The 22,520-nt window shown below is 66.2% G+C and carries 19 protein-coding genes and 3 tRNA genes; 14 read left to right on the top strand and 8 right to left on the bottom strand.

Going from position 1 to position 22,520, the window contains the following annotated elements; genetic code table 11:
- Positions 1–40: 40 nt before the first annotated feature.
- A complete protein-coding gene (gene rnr, locus GD429_RS27020) occupies positions 41–2,509 on the bottom strand; it encodes a ribonuclease R (RefSeq protein WP_152861498.1) in 2,469 nt (822 codons plus the stop codon).
- A 249-nt stretch (positions 2,510–2,758) separates the two neighbouring features.
- Between rnr and GD429_RS27015 the strand changes: the two genes are divergently transcribed.
- Positions 2,759–2,845: transfer RNA gene (locus GD429_RS27015), tRNA-Leu, on the top strand.
- Between the two features lie 67 nt (positions 2,846–2,912).
- On the opposite strand, the gene GD429_RS27010 is transcribed toward GD429_RS27015, so the two are convergent.
- A complete protein-coding gene (locus tag GD429_RS27010) occupies positions 2,913–3,203 on the bottom strand; it encodes a MarR family winged helix-turn-helix transcriptional regulator (protein ID WP_152861496.1) in 291 nt (96 codons plus the stop codon).
- Between the two features lie 124 nt (positions 3,204–3,327).
- On the opposite strand from GD429_RS27010, the gene GD429_RS27005 reads away from it, so the two are divergent.
- Both GD429_RS27005 and GD429_RS27000 read left to right on the top strand, forming a co-directional pair.
- Positions 3,328–4,317 (top strand): aliphatic sulfonate ABC transporter substrate-binding protein, encoded by a 990-nt coding sequence (locus GD429_RS27005; RefSeq protein WP_152861494.1) that lies wholly within the window; start codon positions 3,328–3,330, stop codon positions 4,315–4,317.
- A 110-nt stretch (positions 4,318–4,427) separates the two neighbouring features.
- A tRNA-Leu gene (locus tag GD429_RS27000) sits at positions 4,428–4,514 on the top strand.
- Between the two features lie 191 nt (positions 4,515–4,705).
- Here GD429_RS27000 and GD429_RS26995 read toward each other — a convergent pair.
- Complete coding sequence (locus GD429_RS26995) at positions 4,706–5,269, bottom strand: flavodoxin family protein (protein ID WP_152861674.1); 564 nt, start codon at positions 5,267–5,269, stop codon at positions 4,706–4,708.
- Positions 5,270–5,714: 445 nt separating this feature from the next.
- Here GD429_RS26995 and GD429_RS26990 point away from each other — a divergent pair.
- The 6 genes from GD429_RS26990 to GD429_RS26965 all read left to right on the top strand — a co-directional run bounded on the left by GD429_RS26990 (position 5,715) and on the right by GD429_RS26965 (position 12,094).
- A tRNA-Leu gene (locus GD429_RS26990) sits at positions 5,715–5,801 on the top strand.
- A 346-nt stretch (positions 5,802–6,147) separates the two neighbouring features.
- Complete coding sequence (locus tag GD429_RS26985; protein ID WP_152861492.1) at positions 6,148–7,395, top strand: ROK family protein; 1,248 nt, start codon at positions 6,148–6,150, stop codon at positions 7,393–7,395.
- Positions 7,382–8,935, top strand: coding sequence for a sugar ABC transporter ATP-binding protein (locus GD429_RS26980; protein WP_152861490.1), 1,554 nt, complete (start codon positions 7,382–7,384; stop codon positions 8,933–8,935). The genes GD429_RS26985 and GD429_RS26980 overlap by 14 nt, the downstream gene beginning before the upstream one ends.
- A gap of 41 nt (positions 8,936–8,976) precedes the next feature.
- Positions 8,977–10,014, top strand: coding sequence for an ABC transporter permease subunit (locus tag GD429_RS26975; RefSeq protein ID WP_152861488.1), 1,038 nt, complete (start codon positions 8,977–8,979; stop codon positions 10,012–10,014).
- Positions 10,015–10,098: 84 nt separating this feature from the next.
- Positions 10,099–11,043 carry an ABC transporter substrate-binding protein gene (locus GD429_RS26970; RefSeq protein WP_152861486.1) on the top strand — a complete coding sequence of 315 codons (945 nt, stop codon included), beginning with the start codon at positions 10,099–10,101 and terminating at the stop codon, positions 11,041–11,043.
- A gap of 115 nt (positions 11,044–11,158) precedes the next feature.
- Positions 11,159–12,094 (top strand): carbohydrate kinase family protein, encoded by a 936-nt coding sequence (locus tag GD429_RS26965; protein ID WP_152861484.1) that lies wholly within the window; start codon positions 11,159–11,161, stop codon positions 12,092–12,094.
- Positions 12,095–12,116: 22 nt separating this feature from the next.
- On the opposite strand, the gene GD429_RS26960 is transcribed toward GD429_RS26965, so the two are convergent.
- From GD429_RS26960 to GD429_RS26950, 3 genes are all read right to left on the bottom strand, one after another.
- Positions 12,117–13,847, bottom strand: a complete 1,731-nt coding sequence (locus GD429_RS26960; protein ID WP_152861482.1) for a SulP family inorganic anion transporter — start codon at positions 13,845–13,847, stop codon at positions 12,117–12,119.
- A 24-nt stretch (positions 13,848–13,871) separates the two neighbouring features.
- Complete coding sequence (locus GD429_RS26955; protein ID WP_152861480.1) at positions 13,872–14,498, bottom strand: ParB-like protein; 627 nt, start codon at positions 14,496–14,498, stop codon at positions 13,872–13,874.
- A 130-nt stretch (positions 14,499–14,628) separates the two neighbouring features.
- A complete protein-coding gene (locus GD429_RS26950) occupies positions 14,629–15,171 on the bottom strand; it encodes a GNAT family N-acetyltransferase (RefSeq protein ID WP_152861478.1) in 543 nt (180 codons plus the stop codon).
- Positions 15,172–15,451: 280 nt separating this feature from the next.
- Between GD429_RS26950 and GD429_RS26945 the strand changes: the two genes are divergently transcribed.
- The 4 genes from GD429_RS26945 (at position 15,452) to GD429_RS26930 (ending at position 20,568) form a co-directional block, all read left to right on the top strand.
- Positions 15,452–16,672, top strand: a complete 1,221-nt coding sequence (locus GD429_RS26945) for an MFS transporter (protein WP_152861476.1) — start codon at positions 15,452–15,454, stop codon at positions 16,670–16,672.
- Between the two features lie 215 nt (positions 16,673–16,887).
- Positions 16,888–17,706 (top strand): TetR/AcrR family transcriptional regulator, encoded by an 819-nt coding sequence (locus GD429_RS26940; RefSeq protein WP_152861474.1) that lies wholly within the window; start codon positions 16,888–16,890, stop codon positions 17,704–17,706.
- Between the two features lie 157 nt (positions 17,707–17,863).
- Positions 17,864–19,618 (top strand): AMP-binding protein, encoded by a 1,755-nt coding sequence (locus GD429_RS26935; protein ID WP_152861472.1) that lies wholly within the window; start codon positions 17,864–17,866, stop codon positions 19,616–19,618.
- 29 nt (positions 19,619–19,647) lie between these two features.
- Positions 19,648–20,568 (top strand): DUF1571 domain-containing protein, encoded by a 921-nt coding sequence (locus tag GD429_RS26930; RefSeq protein ID WP_152861470.1) that lies wholly within the window; start codon positions 19,648–19,650, stop codon positions 20,566–20,568.
- 27 nt (positions 20,569–20,595) lie between these two features.
- Here the strand turns inward: GD429_RS26930 and GD429_RS26925 are convergent, their stop codons facing one another.
- Entirely contained in the window at positions 20,596–20,880 is a 285-nt protein-coding gene (locus tag GD429_RS26925) for a hypothetical protein (protein WP_152861468.1), read from the bottom strand.
- A gap of 293 nt (positions 20,881–21,173) precedes the next feature.
- Here GD429_RS26925 and hfq point away from each other — a divergent pair, with 293 nt between their 5' ends.
- Positions 21,174–21,758, top strand: a complete 585-nt coding sequence (hfq, locus tag GD429_RS26920; protein WP_152861672.1) for an RNA chaperone Hfq — start codon at positions 21,174–21,176, stop codon at positions 21,756–21,758.
- 82 nt (positions 21,759–21,840) lie between these two features.
- Here the strand turns inward: hfq and GD429_RS26915 are convergent, their stop codons facing one another.
- Positions 21,841–22,515: a DUF2968 domain-containing protein gene (locus GD429_RS26915; protein WP_321574908.1), complete on the bottom strand. Its 675-nt coding sequence runs from the start codon at positions 22,513–22,515 to the stop codon at positions 21,841–21,843.
- Positions 22,516–22,520 lie beyond the last annotated feature (5 nt).

The following is a 22,520-nucleotide window of genomic DNA, read 5'->3' as shown; positions in this document are numbered from 1 at the left end:
CTCGATACTGCAGGGCGTGCGCTTGCGCCGCCCCGAACGCTCAATACTTCTTGCGGGCGCGCGGCTTCTTCGCAGTCGGTTTCGCCGCCGCACCGCCGCTGCCGCCCTTCTTGTGCGGGGCACGCGCTTCCTTCACCGCGACGCTCGGTGCGCTTGCAGCCTTCTTGCGGCGCGGCGCGAGTTCCTCCGCCTGCGGCAGCGCGCGCACGCGCGGGCCGTTGCGATCGGCACCGGCACCGGCACCTGCGGCAGCCGGCGCGGGCGACGGGCGCGGCGCCTTCACCGGCGTGTCGCGCACGAGGCGGAAATCGATCTTGCGCGCGTCGAGATCGACGCGGCTCACCTGCACCCGCACGCGGTCCGACAGGCGATAGCGGATGCCCGTCCGTTCGCCGCGCAGCTCGTTCTTGATCTCGTCGTACTGGAAGTAGTCCGAGCCGAGTTCCGTGACGTGCACGAGACCTTCGATGAACAGCGTGTCGAGCTGCACGAAGATGCCGAACGACGTGACGCCGTTCACCATCCCGCCGTACTCCTCGCCGAGCTTGTCGCGCATGAAATAGCACTTGAGCCATGCCTCGACGTCGCGCGACGCTTCGTCCGCACGCCGCTCGTTCGCCGAGCAGTGCAGGCCGAGCTCTTCCCAGATCGCCGTGTTCGAGCGCGAGCGATTGCGCGCTTCGTCGTCGGCCTGCTGCATCGCGCGGGCGCGCGGCGACAGCGCGGTGTTCAGTTCGAAGCCCTCCGGCGCCTTCGGCGCATACTTCTTGCCGGACAGGATCGAGTAGATCGCGCGGTGCGTGAGCAGGTCGGGATAACGGCGGATCGGGCTCGTGAAGTGCGCATACGCCTCGTACGCGAGACCGAAGTGGCCGATGTTGTCCGGGCTGTAGACAGCCTGCTGCATCGAGCGCAGCAGCATCGGCTGCAGCATCTGCGCGTCGGGCCGGTCGCGGATCTGCGCCATCAGCGCCGCATAGTCGCTTGCATGCGGCTTCTCGCCGCCGCCGAGCGACAGGCCCATGCCGCGCAGGAACGCCCGCAGGTTCTCGAGCTTCTCCGGCGTCGGCCCCGCGTGCACGCGGTACAGGCCCGGATGCTTGTTGCGCTTCAGGAAGTCGGCCGCGCAGACGTTCGCGGCCAGCATGCATTCCTCGATCAGCTTGTGCGCATCGTTGCGCTGGCGCGGCACGATCTGCTCGATCTTGCCCTGCGAGTTGCAGACGATGTAGGTCTCGGTCGTGTCGAAATCGATCGCGCCGCGCTTCTGCCGTGCGGCGAACAGCGACTTGTAGACGCCGTACAGGTTCTGCAGGTGCGGCAGCAGATCCGCGCGGCGCGCGGCCTCCGGCCCCTTCGTGTTCGACAGCACGGCCGCCACTTCGGTGTACGTGAGGCGCGCAGCCGAGTGGATCACGGCCGGATAGAACTGGTACGCCTTGATCTCGCCGCGCGCGGTGATCACCATGTCGCACACGAGCACGCAGCGGTCGACCTGCGGGTTCAGCGAGCACAGGCCGTTCGACAGCTTCTCCGGCAGCATCGGGATCACGCGGCGCGGGAAATAGACCGACGTGCTGCGCTCGAGCGCGTCGGTATCGAGCCCGTTGCCAGGCTGCACGTAGTGCGATACATCGGCGATCGCGACGATCAGCCGGAAGCCGTCGCCGCGACCGACCTTGACCGGCTCGCAGTAGACGGCGTCGTCGAAGTCGCGTGCGTCCTCGCCGTCGATCGTCACGAGCGGCACGTCGCGCAGGTCGACGCGGAAACGCAGGTCGGTCGGCCGTACCTTGTCGGGCAGCGCGGCGGCTTCGTCGAGCGCCGGCTGGCTGAATTCATGCGGCACGCCGTACTTGCGCACCGCGATCTCGATTTCCATGCCCGGATCGTCGATATCGCCGAGCACTTCGACGACACGGCCGAGCGGCTGCGAATGTCGGCTCGGGAAATCGGTCAGCTCGACGACGACGACCTGCCCGACCTTCGCCTTCTTCACGTTCTGCGTGATCAGGATGTCGTGGCCGATGCGCTTGTCTTCCGGCGCGACGATCAACGCACCGTTCTCGTTGAGCAGGCGGCCGATCACGCGCTTGTTCGCGCGCTCGGTGACTTCGACGACATGCCCTTCCGGCCGGCCGCGGCGATCGTAGCCGACGATTCGCGCGAGCACGCGATCGTTGTGCATCACCTTCTGCATTTCGCCGTTCGGCAGGAACAGATCGTCCTGGCCGTCGTCGCGGATCACGAACCCGTAGCCGTCGCGATGCCCCTGCACGCGCCCGGCGACGAAATTCGACGGATGGGTCAACTGGTAGTGGCCGCGCTTGTCGAGGCGAATCTGGCCGTCGCGCTCCATCGCGGCGACACGCCGGAAGAATCCCTCGCGCTCCTGACGCTTGATCGACAATGCTTCGGCGATGTCGTTGGCAGCCAGCGGCGCATCGCTCGTACGCAGCACGCCGAGAATTTCTTCACGGCTCGGAATGGGGTACGGATATTTGCTCAAGGGTTTGTCGATGATTGTTCTCGTTGCGTTGACTGATGTGCACGGCATCAACATAGAGGTGTCCGTCAGACAGTTCTATATTGACGGCGGCGGGTCATTCTATCACCCGCCTGTGTCGCCAAATGACGGGAATGCCGCGGGCAGGCGCGACGGCGGCCGGTTTGCGATGCATCGCAAAAAAGTGTTGACACGAATAATTGGGGCGCTATAATTTCGCTTCTTTGCAGCAAGCAGCTAACTGCAAAACGTGCCCAGGTGGCGGAATTGGTAGACGCACTAGGTTCAGGTCCTAGCGGTGGCAACACCGTGGAGGTTCGAGTCCTCTCCTGGGCACCACTTATTTGAAAAGGTCGGCTTCTAGCCGGCCTTTTTTCATTTCCGGCCCAGAAAACAAGGCGGCGATTTACTCGCCGCTGAACTTGCGCAGCAACCGGCACAGCTCGTCGAATTCGGCCTTCGTGAATTTCCGCAGGCGTGCATCGAGCGCCTTCGGTGCGATCTCTGGAGTCCGCGCGGCGACCGCCGGCCCCGCTTCCGCCAGCGCGAGGTTCACGGCGCGCCGATCGCTCATGCCGCACGAACACTCGACGAGCCCCTTGCCCTCCAGATTGTCGAGCAGGCGCGTCACCAACCCCATGTCGACCCCGAGCGACTTCGACAACTCGAAAGGCGTCGTCGCGCCGCCGATCCGCATCGACAGCAGGACTTATGCCCTCCGGTCGGATCGATAGAAGAATTTATCGGTTATCGCCTGCCCGCCCCGTTGGTACGTTAGCCGGTTCGCTTCATTGCAACGAACCCAACGAGGAGCACGATTCATGACGTCGATGAACCGCCGCGTGTTCGCGCGCGCGATACTGGCCGCAGGCCTCACCGCGGCGGGCGTCCGAACGCACGCCGAGACCACGCCCGCCGCGCTGCGCATCGGCTACCAGAAATCGTCGACGCTCATCACGCTGCTCAAGACGCGCGGCACGCTCGAGCAGGCGCTTGCACCGCTCGGCCTGCGTGTGTCGTGGCACGAATTCGCGAGCGGGCTGCCGCTGACCGAAGCGCTCAACGTCGGCGCCATCGATTTCAGCGCCGACGTCGCCGACACGGTCCCGGTCTTCGCGCAGGCCGCGCATGCGCGTTTCGTGTACGTCGCGCAGGAAGCACCGTCGCCGAAGGCACAGGCGATCGTCGTCAAACAGGACAGCGCCCTGCGCACGCTCGCCGACCTCAAGGGCAAGCGCATCGCGGTCACGAAGGCGGCCGGCAGCCACTACCTGCTGCTTGCCGCGCTCGCACGCGCGAAGCTCACGCCCGCCGATACCGCGATCCACTACCTGACGCCCGCGGACGGCCGCGCGGCATTCGAGCGCGGCAGCGTGGACGCATGGATCACGTGGGATCCGTATGTCGCGTCGGTCGACCGGAATCCCGACGTGCGGATTCTGGCCGACGGCAACGGACTCGCGTCGTACCAGCGCTACTACCTCGCATCGAGCAGTTTCGCCGCCGCGCGGCCCGACGTCGTCCAGATCCTGTTCGACCAGTTGTCGCAGGCCGGCACGTGGCTGCGCGATCATCAACAGGAGGCTGCGAATACGCTCGCGCCGATCTGGGGGCTCGACGCGGCGACGATCGTGCGCGCGAACACGCGACGCAGCTACCTCGTCCGCGCGGTGGTCGCGCAACACTTCGGCGAACAGCAGAAGATCGCCGACACGTTCTTCGCGGCCGGATTGCTGCCGGCACGCGTCGATACAGGCCAGGCGCAGCACTGGAATTTCGCGGCGAAACGCGCGGATCCGGTCGGTGCGTGAGACTCCGTGGCACAAGAGCTCAATATTTTTATCGAGTCTGATGAAATTGTGTTGACAGATTTCGAAGACACGCTAGAATAGCGGTCTTCGCATCGCAGCAAGCGAAACGTGCCCAGGTGGCGGAATTGGTAGACGCACTAGGTTCAGGTCCTAGCGGTGGCAACACCGTGGAGGTTCGAGTCCTCTCCTGGGCACCACTTATTTGAAAAGGTCGGCTTCCAGCCGGCCTTTTTCTTTTTCAGGCCCGGAACATCAAACGAGATCCGGGCCGCGAATTCGAGACGCTCAACAAACGTCGCCAGCACGCATCGAGCACTTCGAGTACGCACCGGCCCCGCCCATCCGCCAGCCGGACAACCATCGAAACAGTGCCGCCCGGCCATCGACTTCAGGCGCCGTTCCAGCGTTTCGCGGCAATCGCGACGCGCTCGCCCAGCACTTCGGCCGTCTTTCGATCGCTCTCGAGAATCGCATCGCCGCCCTCGTCCGCATTCGCCTGCGCCATCGCACCGAGGAATGACCCGAGCCGATTCAGATCGTCGACCGAACCCTTACTGTTGTTGTTGCCGGGCATCAGACCGAGGCTGACCCACAGCATCTGATGCTGGGCAGCGAAGACAGCCAGTTGCTGAAGTGTCGCCAGCTTGTCGCCGCTTTGCGAGGCCGACACCGTAAAGCCGGCCGCCAGCTTGTCTCGCCACTTGCCCCAATGCTTCGACGATGCGTCCATGAAGCCCTTGAACTGCGCGGACGCGCTGCCCATGTAGGTCGGCGAACCGAAGACGATCGCCTTGGCATCGCGCTCCAGGTACTCCCAGTGTTCGTCGATCGCGTCGACAGGGATCAGCTTGACCGACGCACCGTCGACTTTCTCGACACCACGAGCGACTGCGTCCGCAATGACGGCTGCATGGCCGTAGCCGCTATGAAAAACCACTGCGATTTCAGGCATGAGGAACTCCTTGTCGCGGACAATTCCGCAAAAAAACGTTACCGCGATAGCAACATAAATGATCGTAATGCAAATATCTTCACCTGCATGTGTCGCGCGCCCCATTGCGGCAGCCGACTACACGATGCGCGCGGTGCCGCCAAGCGAGCGGACAAAAGCGGCATAGAGCGGCGGTGCCTGCCTGTATTCGCGAGTCAGCGCGGCACGACAGGCACGCACCAACGATAATTTCTCCGGCGACAAACTGGAACCTGCGTTCAGGAAATTCGCTCGCTCCCTCCGGCGGCAATCCTTCGCACCGGGATCGTCCCGGCAGCGATACCCGGACACTGCGAATCCGGCACGCGCCTCTTTCTCGTCCCACTCAAAAGCCGCACAAAATCTGTTGACAGGCCGTTCGGGCACGCTATAATTGCGGTCTTTCGCATCGCAGCAAGCGAAACGTGCCCAGGTGGCGGAATTGGTAGACGCACTAGGTTCAGGTCCTAGCGGTGGCAACATCGTGGAGGTTCGAGTCCTCTCCTGGGCACCATCTGTTTTCTAAAAAGGTCGGCTTCTAGCCGGCCTTTTTTCATTTCCGGCCCCGCATCATTCACACCTTCCTGTTGATCCACTCGGTGTGGCATCACCTTCCCGTGCCATCTTCAAGACGGACAAATCGTCGCCCCTTCCACGGCGAGCGCCCGCCAAGCGAATTCCAAAGCGTTCGCCCCCGATTCTGCGACCCATCCCCATTTCCCGAGATCCGCCCCGCCACCCCTCATCCACGGCAAAAACCGGGATTTCCCTAGGCTGACATGACGGCGCTCACGCGGTTAAATAAATCAACGTGATTTATTTAATGCGCCACCAAGCGGCGCAACATGGAAGGAGACGCCATGAGAAGCCCGCACATCGGCCAGGGAAGCAATTCGGCCAACGTGCGCCGTTACAACGAGCGCCTGCTGCTGAAGACGCTGCGCCGCGCCGGCAGCGCGTCCAAGGCCGACCTTGCGCGTCTCGCGAGCATGACGGGCACGGCGGTCGGCAGCATCATCTCGTCGCTCGCCGACGCGAAGCTGATCGAATTCGCGGGTCGCACCGAAGGCCAGCGCGGCCAGCCGGCATCGTTGATCCGCCTCGACCCGCGCGGCGCGTTCGGCATCGGCGTCCATCTCGACCGGATGCGCATCGAGACGGCGCTCGTCAACTTCTCGGGCGACGTGCTCGGCCGCCGCTCGCACGACACGCTGCTGCCTCCGCCCGCCGACGTGCTCGAGATCGTGCGTCACGACATCGAAGCGATGCAGGCCCTGCTCCCCGACCACGAACGTGCCCGCCTGACCGGCATCGGCGTCGCGCAGCCGTACAACCTCGGCGCGTGGATGCGCGAACTCGGCCTCGCGCCCGACACGTTCCGCGCATGGGAAGACGTCGATTTCGCGAGCGACCTCGGTCGCGCGGTGTCGCTGCCCGTGTTCGGCGAAAACGACGGCAACGCGGCCGCGATCGCCGAGCTGTTCTACGGATACGGCCGGCAGTGCGACGACTTCGTCTACCTGTTCATCGGGCCGGCGATCGGCGGCGGCATCGCGATCGACGGCGACTGCCTGCGCGGCGTGACCGGCAATGCAGGCGACATCGCCGTGATTCCCGTGCCGCCGAGCCGGCTGGCATCCGCGCCGCCGCCGCGCGGCCCGTGGGACATCCTGCTCGCGCGCGCCTCGCTGCACGCGCTCGTGCGCCATCTGCGCCATCACGGCGAGACGGTCGAGAACCGCGCCGATCTCGAAGCCTGCATCGCCCGCGGCCTGCCGGCAGTCGACGAATGGATCGACGACTGCGTCGATGCGCTCGCGCCGGCGTTGCGCGCGGTGCTGTGCGTGGTCGATGCGCCGGTAGTCGTGATCGACGCCGATACCGACGCGGGCCTGCTCGACGCGGTCACGACGCGCCTGCGCTCGGCACTGGTTGCCACCGCGCCCGAAGCGCGCGGCACGCCGACGCTCGTGCGCGGCACGTTCGGCGCCGACGCTGGTGCGATCGGCGCGGCCACGCTGCCGATGTTCTTCAACTTTTCCCCGCGGGCCGGCATCCTCAAAGGCGCCCGCACCGACTCGCAGGAGGTCAACCATGTCGCGGTCTGAGTCGCCCCGCCCGCTGCTCGAAATGCGCCGGATCAGCAAGACGTTCCCGGCCGTGCGCGCACTGGACAATGTCAGCCTGACCGTCTATCCGGGCGAGATCCACTCGCTGATGGGCGAGAACGGCGCCGGCAAATCGACGCTGATGAAGATCCTGTCGGGTGCGTATCGCGCCGACGCCGGCGGCGAAATCCTGATCGACGGCGAACGCATCGACATCGACGGCCCGCTCGCCGCGCGCGATGCCGGTGTCGCGGTGATCTACCAGGAGCTGTGCCTGTCGCCTAACCTGACCGTCGCGGAAAACATCTACGTCGGCCGCGAACTGCGGCGCGGCAACCGGCGCTGGGGCACGATCGACCGCGCGGCGATGGCGCGCGGCTGCCAGGACGTGCTCGCGCGCCTCGGCGCATCGTTCGGGCCCGAAACGCTCGTCGACACGCTGTCGATCGCCGAACAGCAGCTCGTCGAGATCGCGCGCGCCGTGCACACCCGCGCACGCATCCTCGTGATGGACGAGCCGACGACGCCGCTGTCGTCGCGCGAAACCGAGCACCTGTTCCGCCTGATCCGCCAGTTGCGCGAGGAAGGTCTCGCGATCATCTACATCAGCCACCGGATGGCGGAAATCTACGAACTGTCCGACCGCGTGTCGGTGCTGCGCGACGGCGCATACGTCGGCACGCTCGAACGCGAATCGCTGTCGGCCGAGCGTCTGGTCGCGATGATGGTCGGCCGCGACATCTCCGGCTTCTACAAGAAGGAACACGCGCCGTACGACCCCGGCCACCTGCTGATGTCGGTGCGCGACATCGCCGACGGCGCGCGCGTGCGCGGCTGCAGCCTCGACCTGCATGAGGGCGAGGTGCTCGGCATCGCCGGGCTCGTCGGCGCGGGCCGCACCGAACTCGCGCGGCTGATCTTCGGCGCCGAACCGCGCGTGCGCGGCGACGTGAAACTGGGCGATCGCACGTTCGGTGCGCACTCGCCGCGCGACGCTATCGACGCGGGCCTCGTCTACCTGACCGAAGACCGCAAGCGCCAGGGCCTGTTCCTCGACATGAGCGTGCGCGACAACATCAACATTTCCGTCTGCAACCGCGACGCACGGCTCGGCGCGCTCGACCTCGCTCGCGGCGCCGAACGCGCGCGCGACGCGATTTCCTCGCTGTCGATCCGCGTACCCCACGCGAACGTCAACGTCGGCGCGCTGTCGGGCGGCAACCAGCAGAAAGTGCTGCTGTCGCGCCTGCTGGAGACGAAGCCGCGCGTGCTGATCCTCGACGAACCGACACGCGGCGTCGACATCGGCGCGAAATCCGAGATCTACCGGATCATCAACGAACTGGCCCGTGCCGGCGTGGGCGTGATCGTGATCTCGAGCGAGCTGCCTGAGATCATCGGCGTCGCCGACCGCGTGCTCGTGATGCGCGAAGGCGAGATCGCGGGCGAACTCGGCGGCCACACGCACACGCCCATTACGCAGGAAGCAATCATCGCGCTGGCCACCGGCTCGCAGGCCGAACTCGCCGACGCGCACTGAGCCGCGCTCTTTCACTTGACTCTTACATTCAGGCTACCGAAATGATCAACCCGACCAAACAGCGGAACCTCGCTTCCGCGACGGCCCATCCGGTGGGCGATCGTACTCCCCAGTTGCGCGTCGCCGATCATCGCGCACGCATGCAGTCGCTGATACGCACCGCCGGCATGCTGCCGGTGCTGCTGGTCCTGTGCATCGGCTTCGGCTTCCTGACCGACGGCTTCTTCACGCTGCAGAACCTGTCGATCGTCACGCAGCAGGCGTCGATCAACATCGTGCTCGCCGCCGGCATGACCTTCGTGATCCTGACGGGCGGCATCGACCTGTCGGTCGGCTCGGTGCTCGCCGCCGCGGCCGTCGCCGCGCTGATCGCGTCGACCATTCCCGGCTGGGGCTGGCTAGGCGTACCCTTCGCGCTCGTCGTCGGCCTCGTGTTCGGCGCGATCAATGGCGGGCTGATCTCGTTCCTGCGCCTGCCGCCGTTCATCGTCACGCTCGGTGCGATGACGGCCGTGCGCGGCGTCGCGCGCCTGATCGGCAACGACACGACCGTGTTCAATCCGCAGTTGCCGTTCGCGTTCATCGGCAACGGCACGATCCTCGGTGTGCCGTGGCTCGTCGTGATCGCGTGCGCGGTGATCGCGATCTCGTGGTTCATCCTGCGCCGCACGGTGCTCGGGATGCGGATCTATTCGGTCGGCGGCAATCCGGAAGCCGCACGCCTGTCGGGCATCAACGTGCGGGCGATCCAGATGTTCGTGTATGCGGCGTCGGGGCTGCTCGCGGGCCTCGGCGCGGTGATGTCGGCCGCGCGGCTCTATGCGGCCAACGGCCTGCAGCTCGGCCAGTCCTACGAACTCGACGCGATCGCCGCGGTGATCCTCGGCGGCACGAGCTTCGTCGGCGGCGTCGGCTCGATCGTCGGCACGCTGATCGGCGCACTGATCATCGCAGTACTGACGAACGGACTCGTGCTGCTCGGCGTGTCCGACATCTGGCAATACATCATCAAGGGGCTCGTGATCATCGGCGCCGTCGCGCTCGATCGCTACCGCCAGCGCGATTCGGCGCGCACCTGACACCCTTCCCGTCCATTCAACCTTGCGGCGCAGGCAAGCACGCCTGCGTCGATCCGCCAACAGACCTCACGGAGACACAACGACATGTTCAAGCACAAAGCCGCCCTGACCGCCGTCGCCTGCGCGCTCGCATTCGGCGCTTCCGCCGCGCACGCAGCCGACAAGCCGCTCAAATCGATCGGCGTCACGGTCGGGTCGCTCGGCAACCCGTATTTCGTCACGATCGTCAAGGGCGCCGAAGCGCGTGCCAAACAGCTCAACCCGAACGCGAAGGTCACCGCGGTCTCGGCCGACTATGACCTGAACAAGCAGTTCACGCAGATCGACAACTTCATCTCTGCGCACGTCGACATGATCCTGCTCAACGCGACGGATCCGAAGGCGATCGAGCCGGCGGTGAAGAAGGCGCAGGCGGCCGGCATCACGGTCGTCGCGGTCGACGTCGCGGCCGCCGGCGCGAACGCGACCGTGCAGACCAACAACGTGAAGGCCGGCGAGCTGGCGTGCGACTACCTCGCGAAGAAGCTCAACGGCAAGGGTAACGTGATCATCGAGAACGGCCCGCAGGTGTCGGCCGTGATCGATCGCGTGAACGGCTGCAAGGCCGTGCTCGCGAAGAACCCGGGCATCAAGCTGCTGTCGAGCGACCAGGACGGCAAGGGTTCGCGCGAAGGCGGGATGAACACGATGCAGGGCTACCTGACGCGCTTTCCGAAGCTCGACGGCGTGTTCACGATCAACGACCCGCAGGCGATCGGCAGCGATCTCGCGGCGAAACAGCTGAACCGCCCGAACATCGTGATCACGTCGGTCGACGGTGCACCCGACATCGAAGTCGCGCTCAAGTCCAACACGCTCGTGCAGGCGTCGTCGAGCCAGGACCCGTGGGCGATGGCGCAGCAGGCCGTCAACGTCGGCTACGGGATCATGAACGGCCAGAAGCCGGCCAATCCGATGATCCTGATCGAGCCGACGCTCATCACACGCGACAACGTGAAGACCTACAAGGGCTGGAGCTCCCCGCGCTGATCGCGCCACTCGCCCGCGGAACCGGGCGGAGCCGGGCCACGTCGCCGCGCGCGACGGCCGGCGCCGCCCGCCCGCTCGCATCAACCGCTGCACGGCCCGGTCACCGGGCATCAACATGACGACGACGTTCCCCCGCCTGATCGTATTCGGCGAAGCGCTGACCGATTTCATCCGCGACGACGCACAGCACTGGCACAGCGTCGCCGGCGGCTCATGCTGGAACGTCGCGCGCGTCGGCGCGCGACTCGGCGTGCCGACGGCCTTCGCAGGCACGGTCAGCCGCGACATCTTCGGCGACGAGCTGATGCGCAAAAGCGCCGACGCCGGGCTCGACATGCGTTTCATCCGGCAGGTCGACCGCGCGCCGCTGCTCGCGATGGTCGTGTCGAAGCAGCCGCCCCACTATTTCTTCATCGGCGAGAACAGCGCCGATCTCGCGTTCGACCCGGCAGACCTGCCCGCCGGCGCACTCGACGCAGCCGAGATCGTGCACATCGGCTCGCTCGGCGTCGTGCGCGAGCCGCTCGCGTCGCGCCTGATCGAGGCGGCACAGGCCGCGCGCGCGGCCGGCAAGCGAATCTCGTTCGATCCGAACTACCGTGCGCCGATGGCCGCGCCGTCGTATCGCGACACGCTGCGCCGGCTGGCCGCGCTCGCCGACTGGATCAAGGTATCCGACGAGGATCTTCACGGGCTGTTTCCCGAGCTCGACGAAACGGCTGCCCTCGCGCAACTGCGCGCGTGGGCGCCCGATGCAACGATGCTCGTCACGCGCGGCGCATCCGGCATGCAGCTCCTGCATCGCGACACAGTGCTGTTTCAGCCCGCGTTCCCGACCGAGGTCGCCGACACGGTCGGCTGCGGCGACGCCAGCGTCGGCGGCTGGCTCGCGAGCCAGCTTGCGCGACCCGATGCATCGGCCGCCGAGCATCTGCGCTACGCGGCCGCGTGCGCGGCGGTCGCCTGTGCGCACGCAGGCGCCTATGCGCCGACGGCTGCGGAAGTGGCCGGCATGATCGATCGCGCTGCCAACGCCGTGCTGTCGCAATAGACCGCGCCGACGCGCCACCCCATCACGCGGCAGTCGTTCCGCTGCTGCCGTCCGGCGGCATGCCGGCCTGCAGCAGTTGCAGACTTTCGTCGACGCTCAGTTCGGACATCGAGCCGTCGTGCAGCGTATCGTCCGCCGCGCGGCGCAATGCGTGCAGCGCGTGCATCTTGAGCCGCACGACCGCGAGCCGCAGCCCGCGCGCCGTGCATTCGGCCGCGAACGTGCGCAACGATTCGATCGTCGTGCCGTCGACATCCGGCGTTTCCTCGAGGCTCAGCATCACGGTATGCGTATCCGGCGCCGCCTTCATCAATGCGCGCACGCGATTCAGCATCCGGTCCGCGTTCGCGAAGAACAGCTGCGCCTCGGGCCGCACGATCAGCACGCCCGGCACCGGCTTCGCGTCGGCATGGCTCGCGACGTCGACGAAGTCATGGCTGTCGCGCAGCCGGCCGAGCACGCTGACGTTCGGCTCGGACAGCTTGCGCAGCGTCAGCAGCAGGCTCACGCCGATGGCCGCCAGCAGCCCGTGCAGCACTCCCAGCACGAGCACCGCGAGCAGCGCGGCGATCACGACGAGCCGGTCGCGGTGCCAGTCCCAGTATGGCCGGAATACGGTTGGATGCAGCGAATGGCTGACCGCGAAGATCACGATCGCCGCAAGCACGGGCTCGGGCGTGCGCGCGAGCTGCGGCAGCAGCAGCCAGACGATCAGCGCGACCACGCCGGCTGCCCACAGGCTGGCGAAGCGCGACTGCGCACCGGCCGCCTCGTTCGCCGACGTCGCCGAATAGCCGGCGCCGACCGGCATCCCGTGCAGCAGGCCCGACACGAGGTTCGCGCAGCCGAGCGCGACGAGGTCGCGGTTCGGCGACACGCTGTCGCCATGCTTCAGCGCGAAATTGCGGATCGATCCGTACGACTCCGCGTACAGGATCAGCATCAGCGCGAACGCGAGTTCGACCGTCTGCATCCACGCGTTGCGGTCGAGTTGCGGCAGGCCGAATTCGATGTGCCGGAAATCGATGTGGCCGACGATCGCGATCCCGTATCGCTGCCAGTCGATCGCATAGCCGGCCGCGATCGACAGCACGATCACGACGAGCGTCGCGGGCACGCGCGAGCGGCGCCCGAGCACGAACAGCAGCGCCAGCGCGGTCGCGCCGAGCACGGCACTCGCGAGGTTCGCATGCGGTGCGCCGGTGATCAGGTCGAGCGCAACATGCGGCGCATCGCTGTGCTGCACGGAAATCGCGAGAATCTTCGGCAACTGCTTGATGACGATCGTCAGTGCGAGCCCGAACGTGAAGCCGCGCAGCACGGGCCGCGCGACGAAGTCCGACATGCCGCCGAGCCGCGCGGCACCCGCCAGGATGAACAGCATGCCCGTCATCGCGACCAGCGCAGCCGCAAGCGCGAGCTGTGCGGCAAGCGCCATTCCCGATTCCGCGAGCACCGTGGCCGCGAGCACGGCAGCCGACGACGACGTCGACGACACGATCGCGAAGCGGCTGCTGCCCGTGAACGCATAGACGACGAGCCCCGACAGCAGTGCGATGAGGCCGGCCTGCGGCGGCAGGTTGGCCAGCCCCGCATACGCGACCGCCTCGGGAATCAGCAGGCCCGCGATCGACAGGCCGGCCAGCGCATCGAGGCCGACGCGCCGCATGCGCGGCGGCGAGGCCGCGTCGAGCGCGGAGAAATGGTCGGCATGCTGCGGGCCGGCGTCGGGGCGGATCGGGGCGGTCGTCATGGAACGGTCGGCGCGGTGCGCCGGTCAGGGTTTGACGGCGATGATGCCCGACCAGCCGGGCAGATAACGCGCATCCTGGTCGTGCGCGCGGCGCAGCGCGGCGTCGAGCGCCTTCGCGAAGTTCTTGCGGATCTGGTCGAGCGACACGTGCTGGCGCAGGTAATCGGCCCACAGGAATTCGCTGAACGGCGTCGCATCCTTCGCGTAGCCGCCCGCGGTGCGCAGTTCGCCTGCGAGGCTGCGGTACGGATCGTCCTCGAGCCCCGTCAACGCCTTCGGCAAATGCGCATAGTCGCGGCGCGACCCGTCCGCGCCGAACGGATGCACCCACTGGTTGTGCTCCATCATCCGCCAGAAGATCGTGTCGTCGAGCCAGGACAGATCCTTCAGCAGCATCGCATTCACGCGCGACTCGCCCTCCTCGATCAGCGCGAGGCCGAGATGGTGGTGATCGGTGATGTAGTGCAACCCGTCCGGGCCGATGACGGCGGGGAACCAATGCGACTCGATCGCGGCCTTGCGCGCACGCTTGTCGAGCGTCTTCCAGTGCTTGCGCTTTGCCTTGACTTCGCGATAGCCGACCGTCATCTGCGTCGGACGCAGCGCGTCGAGCCGGACGGGAATGAGATGAACGTCTCTGCCGAGTGCCATGGTCGTACCCCATGTTGCGAAATTCCGGCAACGATACTCCTGATCGCGCGAGCCGTTAATACGTCATGACCTCGATACCTATCCGATTGACGATCTCTGACAACCGCGCACGCATGTGCACGACGCCGCGCTACGCGCGCAGATCGTTGCGCTCGAGACGATGGCGAATGTAAGGAATGCCGTCGTGCACGACGCTCACGCGACGCATCCCGAGCTTGCGCGCGACGTTCAGCGAACCGCTGTTGGCCTCGGCGATATCGGCAATCACGCGCGGCAGGCGCACGGTATCGAATGCGTGCCGCACGACGGCGGCCGCGGCCTCGCTCGCGATGCCGCGCCCCCATGTCGTGCGCACCAGCCGCCAGCCGATCTCGACGTCGCGCGCACCGTCCGCATAGTCGGGAATCAGCAGGACCCAGCCGATGAACGCATCGGGTGCGGCCTTCTCGAAGATCGACCAATAGCCGAGTCCCGGCGGATAGTCGCGCGTGATCCGGTGCGTGACGAAGCGGCGATGCTCGACGGGATCGTGCCACGGGCCCGCGATATGCCGCGTCACCTCGGGATCGCGATCCATCGCGATGCACGCGTCGAGGTCGGCCAGCACGCGCGGACGCAGCCACAGCCTGGCGGTTTCGAGCACAGGCAGCGCGGCATCGGAACGTTCGTTCATCGGGACTCCTGATTCGGTGACGATGCGCATCGAGCGCATTACAGAACAAATACAAAAAGCTTCCGGAATGATACAGATGCCTGTCGCCGGTCCGGCGCGGCTCCGTTTCCGTTTCCGCAACAGTTCATTTCGTAGGGATTATTCCCGATTCGGCGCTATCGCGCCCCACATCGCATGGCGCGGCGGCCTACACTCGATCAGTGCCCGCGCACCGCGCGCAAGCCGGGCCGGCATCCGCATGCACATCGTGAGCGCGCAAGCCAACGAGGAGACCTCGGACATGAGCTGGACCCGCGAACAACGCAACGTCACGATCGCCGCCTACCTGGGCTGGACGCTCGACGCGTTCGATTTTTTCCTGATGGTTTTCGTGCTGAAGGACATCGCCGCCGAATTCGCGTCGACGATCCCCGCCGTTGCGTTCGCGCTCACGCTGACGCTCGCGATGCGCCCGCTCGGCGCGCTGATCTTCGGCCGGCTCGCCGACCGCTTCGGCCGCCGCCCGACGCTGATGGTCAACATCGCGTGTTATTCGCTGCTCGAGCTCGCGTCGGGTTTCGCGCCGAGCCTGACCGCGCTGCTGGTGCTGCGCGCGCTGTTCGGCATCGCGATGGGCGGCGAATGGGGCGTCGGCTCCGCGCTGACGATGGAAACCGTGCCGACCCATGCACGCGGCTTCGTGTCGGGCCTGCTGCAGGCCGGCTATCCGAGCGGCTACCTGCTCGCGTCCGTCGTGTTCGGCCTCCTCTACCAGTACATCGGCTGGCGCGGCATGTTCATGGTCGGCGTGCTGCCCGCGCTGCTCGTGCTGTACGTGCGCACGCACGTGCCCGAATCGCCGGCGTGGAAACAGATGGAGAAACGCCCGCGCCCGAGCCTCGGGGCCACGCTGAAGCAGAACTGGAAGCTCACGATCTACGCGATCGTGCTGATGACCGCGTTCAACTTCTTCTCGCACGGCACGCAGGATCTCTATCCGACGTTCCTGCGCGAACAGCATCACTTCGATCCGCATACCGTGTCATGGATCACGATCGTGCTGAACATCGGCGCGATCGTCGGCGGGCTGTCGTTCGGTGCGATCTCGGAACGGATCGGCCGCCGCCGCACGATCTTCATCGCCGCGCTGATCGCTCTGCCCGTGCTGCCGCTGTGGGCGTTCTCGAGCGGCCCGGTTGCCCTCGCCGCGGGTGCGTTCCTGATGCAGATCTCGGTACAGGGCGCGTGGGGCGTGATTCCGGTCCACCTGAACGAGATCTCGCCCGACGAGATCCGCGCGACCTTCCCCGGCGTCGTCTATCAGCTCGGCAACCTGCTCGCGTCCGGCAACGCGACGATGCAGGCATCGCTCGCCGTGTCGCACGACAACAATTACAGCTTCGCGCTCGCACTCGTGGCCGGCACCGTCGCCGTCGCGATCGCCGTGCTGATCCTGTTCAGCCGCGAGCGGCGCGGCATCGACATGACGCAATCGGTCAATACGCGTAGCGCGGTCGGCTGAACCCGCGCATTGACGCATCGCACCATCGCGCGCGCCCCGTCCCGCCGGGGTTGCGCGCCGCGCTTTCCGCAGATGCACATCGAACTAGAGGAATTTGACCAGATTCCCCACTTGCCCGCTCCGCCCGCGTTTTTTTATCTTAATAAAAACGACTGTTTGAATCAGACAATCAAATCACCTGTTCGCGGCCGGGCGACCGGCATGGGAGGCGGAACATGGCAGTAAGTCAGGAGGGGCGGCCATCCGCGGGACGGCCGTCCGGGGCGAGATCATCCGGCCCTCGGCAGACCGGCGGGACGAAGGCGCGCATCCTCGATGCGGCCGAGGACCTGTTCATCGAGCATGGCTTCGAGGCGATGTCGATGCGACAGATCACGTCGCGCGCGGCGGTCAACCTCGCGGCGGTCAACTACCACTTCGGCAGCAAGGAAGCGCTGATCCACGCGATGCTGTCGCGTCGGCTCGATCAGCTCAACCAGGAGCGCCTCGGCATCCTCGACCGCTTCGATGCGCAGCTCGGCACGCGCATCACCTGCGAGCACGTGCTCGGCGCGATGTTCATTCCCGCGCTGAAGGCATCGCGCAACCCGGAACGCGGCGGGCCCGGGTTCCTCCGGCTGATCGGCCGCGCGTACACCGATCCGTCGCCGTTCGTGCGCAACTTCCTGACCGCGCACTACGCGAGCGTCGCGGGCCGCTTCTTCGACGCGTTCCAGCGCGCGTTGCCGCACCTGCCGCGCACGGAGCTCGGCTGGCGGCTGCACTTTGCGATCGGCGCGCTGTCCGGCGCGCTCGCGGGTGGCGAAACGGAAAGCCTGATCGACGAGTTCTCGCAAGGCCGCACGATGAACGACGTGCAGATGATCGCGCGGCTGTCGTCGCTGATCGTCGCCGCGCTGAAGGCGCCGATGCCCGACAGCGCGCAACTGTCGATTTTCGCAGCGGTGCTCGACGACGCAGGTGCAAGCGAAGCGTTCGGGCTGCCGTCGGGTGCGGCTACCGCCGATACGGCGACGCTGCACTCCGCGAACTGAGCGCGTGAGGCCACGCGCGAGTTCCCATTCACGAATTGATTGATACGCGGGGTCATGCGGCGCGCCGAGGCGCCCGTGTTGATCGCCCGTGAAGCATGGGGCACGGGCTGGCATAAAAGCGCCTGCCCTTGCCGAAAGCAAAGACCGGAGACACGTCATGTCATCTTCCGCAGCAACCGCAGCGGCCCAGGTTCCGCCGAACACCGACGGCATCTGGTACGCGTCATACCCGCCCGGCGTACCGCACGAAATCGACGTCGCGCAATACGCGTCGCTCGTGCAGTTCTTCGACGAATGCACGACACGCTTCGCGGAGCGCGTCGCCTACGTGAGCGCAGGCGCATCGATGACCTATCGCACGCTCGCGCAGAAAGTCGACGCATTTTCGTCGTATCTGCAAGCCATCGGCGTGAAGCCCGGCGACCGCGTCGCGATCATGCTGCCGAACACGTTCCAGTATCCGGTCGCGCTGTTCGGCACGCTGAAGGCCGGCGCAATCGTCGTCAACGTCAATCCGCTCTACACCGCGCGCGAACTCGCGCACCAGTTGAAGGACAGCGGCGCGCAGACGATCGTCGTGTTCGAGAACTTCGCGAGCACGCTGCAGGAAGCGCTGCCGGAAACGCAGGTGAAGAACATCGTCGTCACCGCACTCGGCGACCTGCTCGCCGACGGCTTCAATGCGAAAGGACGCCTGATCAATTTCGTGCTGAAGCACGTGAAGAAACTCGTGCCGGCCTACCATCTGCCGCAGGCGATCCGGCTGCGCTCCGCACTCGCGCTCGGCGCACGCGGCAAACCGCAGCCGGTGCAAACGACACGCGACGACCTCGCGTTCCTGCAATACACGGGCGGCACGACAGGCGTCGCGAAAGGCGCGATGCTCACGCACGGCAACCTGATCGCGAACCTGCTGCAGGCGAAGGCGTGGATCGCCGACCAGGTCTCGGGCGACGTCGAAACCGTGCTCACGCCGCTGCCGCTCTATCACATCTATTCGCTGACCGTGAACGCGTTCATCTTCATGGGGCTCGGCGGGCGCAACATCCTGATCGCGAACCCGCGCGACATGAAGATGGTGATGAAGATCATTCGCAACGAAACGTTCACGGGAATCACCGGCATCAACACGCTGTACAACGCGTTCCTCGACAACGAGGAATTCCGCAAGCGCGACTTCTCGAAGCTCAAGCTCGCGATGGCGGGCGGAATGGCGATGCAGCGCGCGGTCGCGGAGCGCTTCCAGCAAGTGACTGGACGGCCGGTGGTCGAAGGCTACGGGCTCACCGAATGCTCGCCGATCGTCACGATGAACCCCGTGAACCTGAACGACATGGCCTCGTTCAGCGGCTCGATCGGCCTGCCCGCGCCATCCACCATCGTGCGCTTTCGCCGTGAGGACGGTACCTGGGCCGCCATCGGCGAGCCGGGCGAGCTGTGCGTGCACGGTCCGCAGGTGATGCGCGGCTACTGGCAGCGTCCCGACGAGACGCCCAAGGTGATCGACGCCGACGGCTGGCTCGGCACCGGCGACATCGGCGTGATGGACGAACGCGGCTTCATCCGCCTCATCGACCGCAAGAAGGACATGATCCTCGTGTCGGGCTTCAACGTGTATCCGAACGAGATCGAGGAAGTGCTCGTGATGCACCCGGGCATCAGCGAGGCCGCCGCGATCGGCATTCCTGACGAGGTGCAGGGCGAGCGGATCAAGGTGTTCGTCGTGCGCCGCGACCCGTCGCTCACGGTCGACGACGTGCTCGCGCACTGCCGCAAGAACCTGACCGGCTACAAGATGCCGAAATTCGTCGAGTTCCGCGATGCACTACCGCAGACGAACGTCGGCAAGATCCTGCGCCGCGCGCTGCGCGACGAGGAACTCGCCAAACTCAAGGCCGCGAAGCAAGGCTGAACGATCCATCGCTCCGGGAGGCGCCGTCGATGAACGAAGGAATGAAGCGCCGCGCGCGGCACGCTGCCGCCGCGGCGGTCGCGTGCATGCTGTCGCTCGCTCGGCCGGGACTGCCGCATGCGCAGGAAACGGCCGACGCCGCAAGCGCGGCACCGGAGGTCGCGCTGCCGGCGGACCTGGCGAAAGTCGCGCGCGAGCCGGTCGCGCAACAGGCGCGCTGGCTGCGCACGGCCGCGCAGCGCGACACGCTCGCGCAGCTCGACGACGCGACGCTCACGACGCTGTTCAAGGCGCTCGATCCGCTCGCCGTGCCGCTTTATATCCGTAATGGTCCTAACGGCTATCCGTCGTACCAATTCACGATGGTGCGTCAGGAGCGCATCAGCGGGAAATGGTCCGACACGCCCGACCGCATGTTCGTGAAGACCACGCGCGAGCCGCTGCGGGTGTATGCGAAATGGCTGCCGGGCGGCGCGCATGCCGGACAGGAGACGATCTACGACACGACGCAGCGCAAGGACGAGATGTATGGCCATCTCGGCGGCCTGCTCGGCAAGATTCCGTTGTGGACGGCGCTCGACGGCGCGCTCGCGCGTGCCCAGTCGAATCACCAGGTGAAGGATCTCGGCACCGAGTTCGTCACGAACCTGTACCTGACCGAAGGGAAGAAATACCAGGAAGCCGGCGTGCAGCGGCCGACCCGGGTGGAAGCAAAAACGATCGGCGGCGTGCGCGTCGTCGCGCTCACCTACGAAACGCCGACCGGCCGACCGCAGTTCTACGCGAAGAAGGAAGTCCTCGGGCTCGACCTGCACGCGCCCTATTTCCGGACCGTCGAGTCCTATGACAACGACGGCAGGATCTTCGAGCGGATCGTCATCGAGAAAATCGCGCCGGCGACGCTCGACGACACCGCATTCGACCCGAAAAACCCCGACTACGCGTTCTGACGCGCGCCGGCGGGGCCTGCCTCGGGCTCAATCGTCATCGTCGTCGCCGTGGTGCTTGTGCCAATGCTTGTAATAATGCCTGCGCCACTTCCGGTAGCGATCGTCGTCGTCATCGCCGTAGTAGCCGTATCCGTAGCCCGGATAGGCGACCACCGCCGGCTGCGGCGCCACATAGACCGGCGCCGGCTCGACATAGACCGGTGCGACCGGTACGCCGATGCCGACCGACAGGTCGACATGCCCCGCCATTGCACTTCCGGAAGCCAGCAACGCCACGCCCCCGATCAACCCTGCCACTTGCCTCTTGTTCATGCTCCGGATCCCTGATAAGCCGGCCCGCCCGGCTCGCGCGACAAATGTAAGCGCCGCACGCTCACCGAGGTGATACGGCGTTGCGAGAGTCGTAACGCGACGTAACGAAACGGCTTTGGCCGTTCGGCCGAATCGCGAAAACGCGCCGCAACGTCTATAGTGGGTTACGGTTCGACACAATCACGACTGCGCGCTTCGCTATCGAACAGGGTAGAATTCCGCCAAACGCCTTGTGGACGAACACGCCACACACGCACAACATATTCTCTGACGCAGGCTCCTGCCGCACCTCAATGGCCAATCCCGCAGAATCCCATCCGCAAAACGACTTCATCAATTCGGCGCGCAAGGAACGTAAGCGCGTTGAAATCTATCTCGTCAACGGCATTCGTCTGACGGGATGTATCGAGTCGTTCGACCAGTACCTGGTGATGCTGCGCACCCCCGTGGGTCTGCAAGGCATCTACAAGCGCGCGATTTCCACGATCCAGCTCGACACCGGCGGCTCGCGCCCGGGCGGCGGCGGCCCCCGCGGTCCGCGCACCGGCGGGCGCCCCGGCGGCCGTGAAGGCGGCGGTCACAGCCCGTACGGCTCGCACGGCGGCCCGCGCGAATCGCGTGGCGACGGCGGCGGCTACGGTTCCCGCGAACCGCGTGAAGGCTATGGCTCCCGCGAGCCGCGCGAAGGTTACGGCTCGCGTGAACCGCGCGAAGGCTACGGCGCACCGCGCGAACCCCGTGAACCGCGCGAAAGCTATGGCGCACCGCGCGACGCCGGCGACGCATCCGGCAACACGTCGCCGTCCGATGCACGCGGCGGCAACGGCGGGCCGGTGATCGTCACGCGCCGCCGGCGAATCGTGCCGGACGGCCAGTAAAACAAAAGGGCAAGCCAGCGGGCTTGCCCTTTTTTCTTGTGCGGCCGCCGGCGCGGCATGTCGCCGCACCGCCACTCTCGGCTCAGCGTGCCGTCGCGGGCAGGCCCGCGTTGGCCTCGCGCTGCAGCGAACGCACCTGCTGCCGCAACGCACGCAGTTGCGACTGGAGTTCGGCCTGTTGCGCCTGCAACGCGACCGTCTCGCTGCGTACGTTCTTCTGGCGATCCGCAACCGCTGCCTGCTGCTGGCGCGCGATCGAGATATCGGCCTGCAGACGCCGCGCGCGATCCTGCGTGACTTCGATCTGCTTGTCCATTTGCGCCTTCTGCGATTCCAGCTTCGCCGCCCGCAGTTCGTTGACGGCCAGCCGCTCCGCCTGATGCGAGAAATCGCGATAGATCGCTTCCGCGCGCGTTTCGTCGTAAGTCTTGATGACGCGCCAGAACGCCTTCTGCTGGAACAGCGCAACGAAGTACGCACCGTCCTTCACATTGAACAGCAGGCTCGCGCCGTAGCTGCCGTTGTAGCTCGTGCGCATTTCCGTCAGCGTGCGTGCCTGGATCTGGCGCTGCAGGTCGTCGACCGTGCTCGGCCCCGTCGCCTCGCCCGCCTGCGTCTGCACCGACGTCTGGACCTGCGAATCGATCACCGGAATCGCGGCCACCGGCGCCGATGCCTGCTGCACCGCCGGCGAATCGCTGCCTGCCAGCCCCTGCGCGTAAGCGCCCTGCATGCCCCCCACCATCGCGAGCAACACACACG

Origin of the sequence: Burkholderia sp. BE17, assembly GCF_009362305.1 — a bacterium.
GTDB classification, from domain to species: Bacteria; Pseudomonadota; Gammaproteobacteria; order Burkholderiales; family Burkholderiaceae; genus Burkholderia; species Burkholderia pyrrocinia_C.
This window is presented reverse-complemented; position numbering and strand designations above follow the sequence as displayed.

Bases quoted from the DNA above. Each gene is read 5' to 3' on its own strand.
- GD429_RS27010 (WP_152861496.1), bottom strand. From the start codon at position 3,203: ATGCGGATCGGCGGCGCGACGACGCCTTTCGAGTTGTCGAAGTCGCTC.
- GD429_RS27005 (WP_152861494.1), top strand. From the start codon at position 3,328: ATGACGTCGATGAACCGCCGCGTGTTCGCGCGCGCGATACTGGCCGCA.
- GD429_RS26995 (WP_152861674.1), bottom strand. From the start codon at position 5,269: ATGCCTGAAATCGCAGTGGTTTTTCATAGCGGCTACGGCCATGCAGCC.
- GD429_RS26985 (WP_152861492.1), top strand. From the start codon at position 6,148: ATGAGAAGCCCGCACATCGGCCAGGGAAGCAATTCGGCCAACGTGCGC.
- GD429_RS26980 (WP_152861490.1), top strand. From the start codon at position 7,382: ATGTCGCGGTCTGAGTCGCCCCGCCCGCTGCTCGAAATGCGCCGGATC.
- GD429_RS26975 (WP_152861488.1), top strand. From the start codon at position 8,977: ATGATCAACCCGACCAAACAGCGGAACCTCGCTTCCGCGACGGCCCAT.
- GD429_RS26970 (WP_152861486.1), top strand. From the start codon at position 10,099: ATGTTCAAGCACAAAGCCGCCCTGACCGCCGTCGCCTGCGCGCTCGCA.
- GD429_RS26965 (WP_152861484.1), top strand. From the start codon at position 11,159: ATGACGACGACGTTCCCCCGCCTGATCGTATTCGGCGAAGCGCTGACC.
- GD429_RS26960 (WP_152861482.1), bottom strand. From the start codon at position 13,847: ATGACGACCGCCCCGATCCGCCCCGACGCCGGCCCGCAGCATGCCGAC.
- GD429_RS26955 (WP_152861480.1), bottom strand. From the start codon at position 14,498: ATGGCACTCGGCAGAGACGTTCATCTCATTCCCGTCCGGCTCGACGCG.
- GD429_RS26950 (WP_152861478.1), bottom strand. From the start codon at position 15,171: ATGAACGAACGTTCCGATGCCGCGCTGCCTGTGCTCGAAACCGCCAGG.
- GD429_RS26945 (WP_152861476.1), top strand. From the start codon at position 15,452: ATGAGCTGGACCCGCGAACAACGCAACGTCACGATCGCCGCCTACCTG.
- GD429_RS26940 (WP_152861474.1), top strand. From the start codon at position 16,888: ATGGCAGTAAGTCAGGAGGGGCGGCCATCCGCGGGACGGCCGTCCGGG.
- GD429_RS26935 (WP_152861472.1), top strand. From the start codon at position 17,864: ATGTCATCTTCCGCAGCAACCGCAGCGGCCCAGGTTCCGCCGAACACC.
- GD429_RS26930 (WP_152861470.1), top strand. From the start codon at position 19,648: ATGAACGAAGGAATGAAGCGCCGCGCGCGGCACGCTGCCGCCGCGGCG.
- GD429_RS26925 (WP_152861468.1), bottom strand. From the start codon at position 20,880: ATGAACAAGAGGCAAGTGGCAGGGTTGATCGGGGGCGTGGCGTTGCTG.
- hfq (WP_152861672.1), top strand. From the start codon at position 21,174: ATGGCCAATCCCGCAGAATCCCATCCGCAAAACGACTTCATCAATTCG.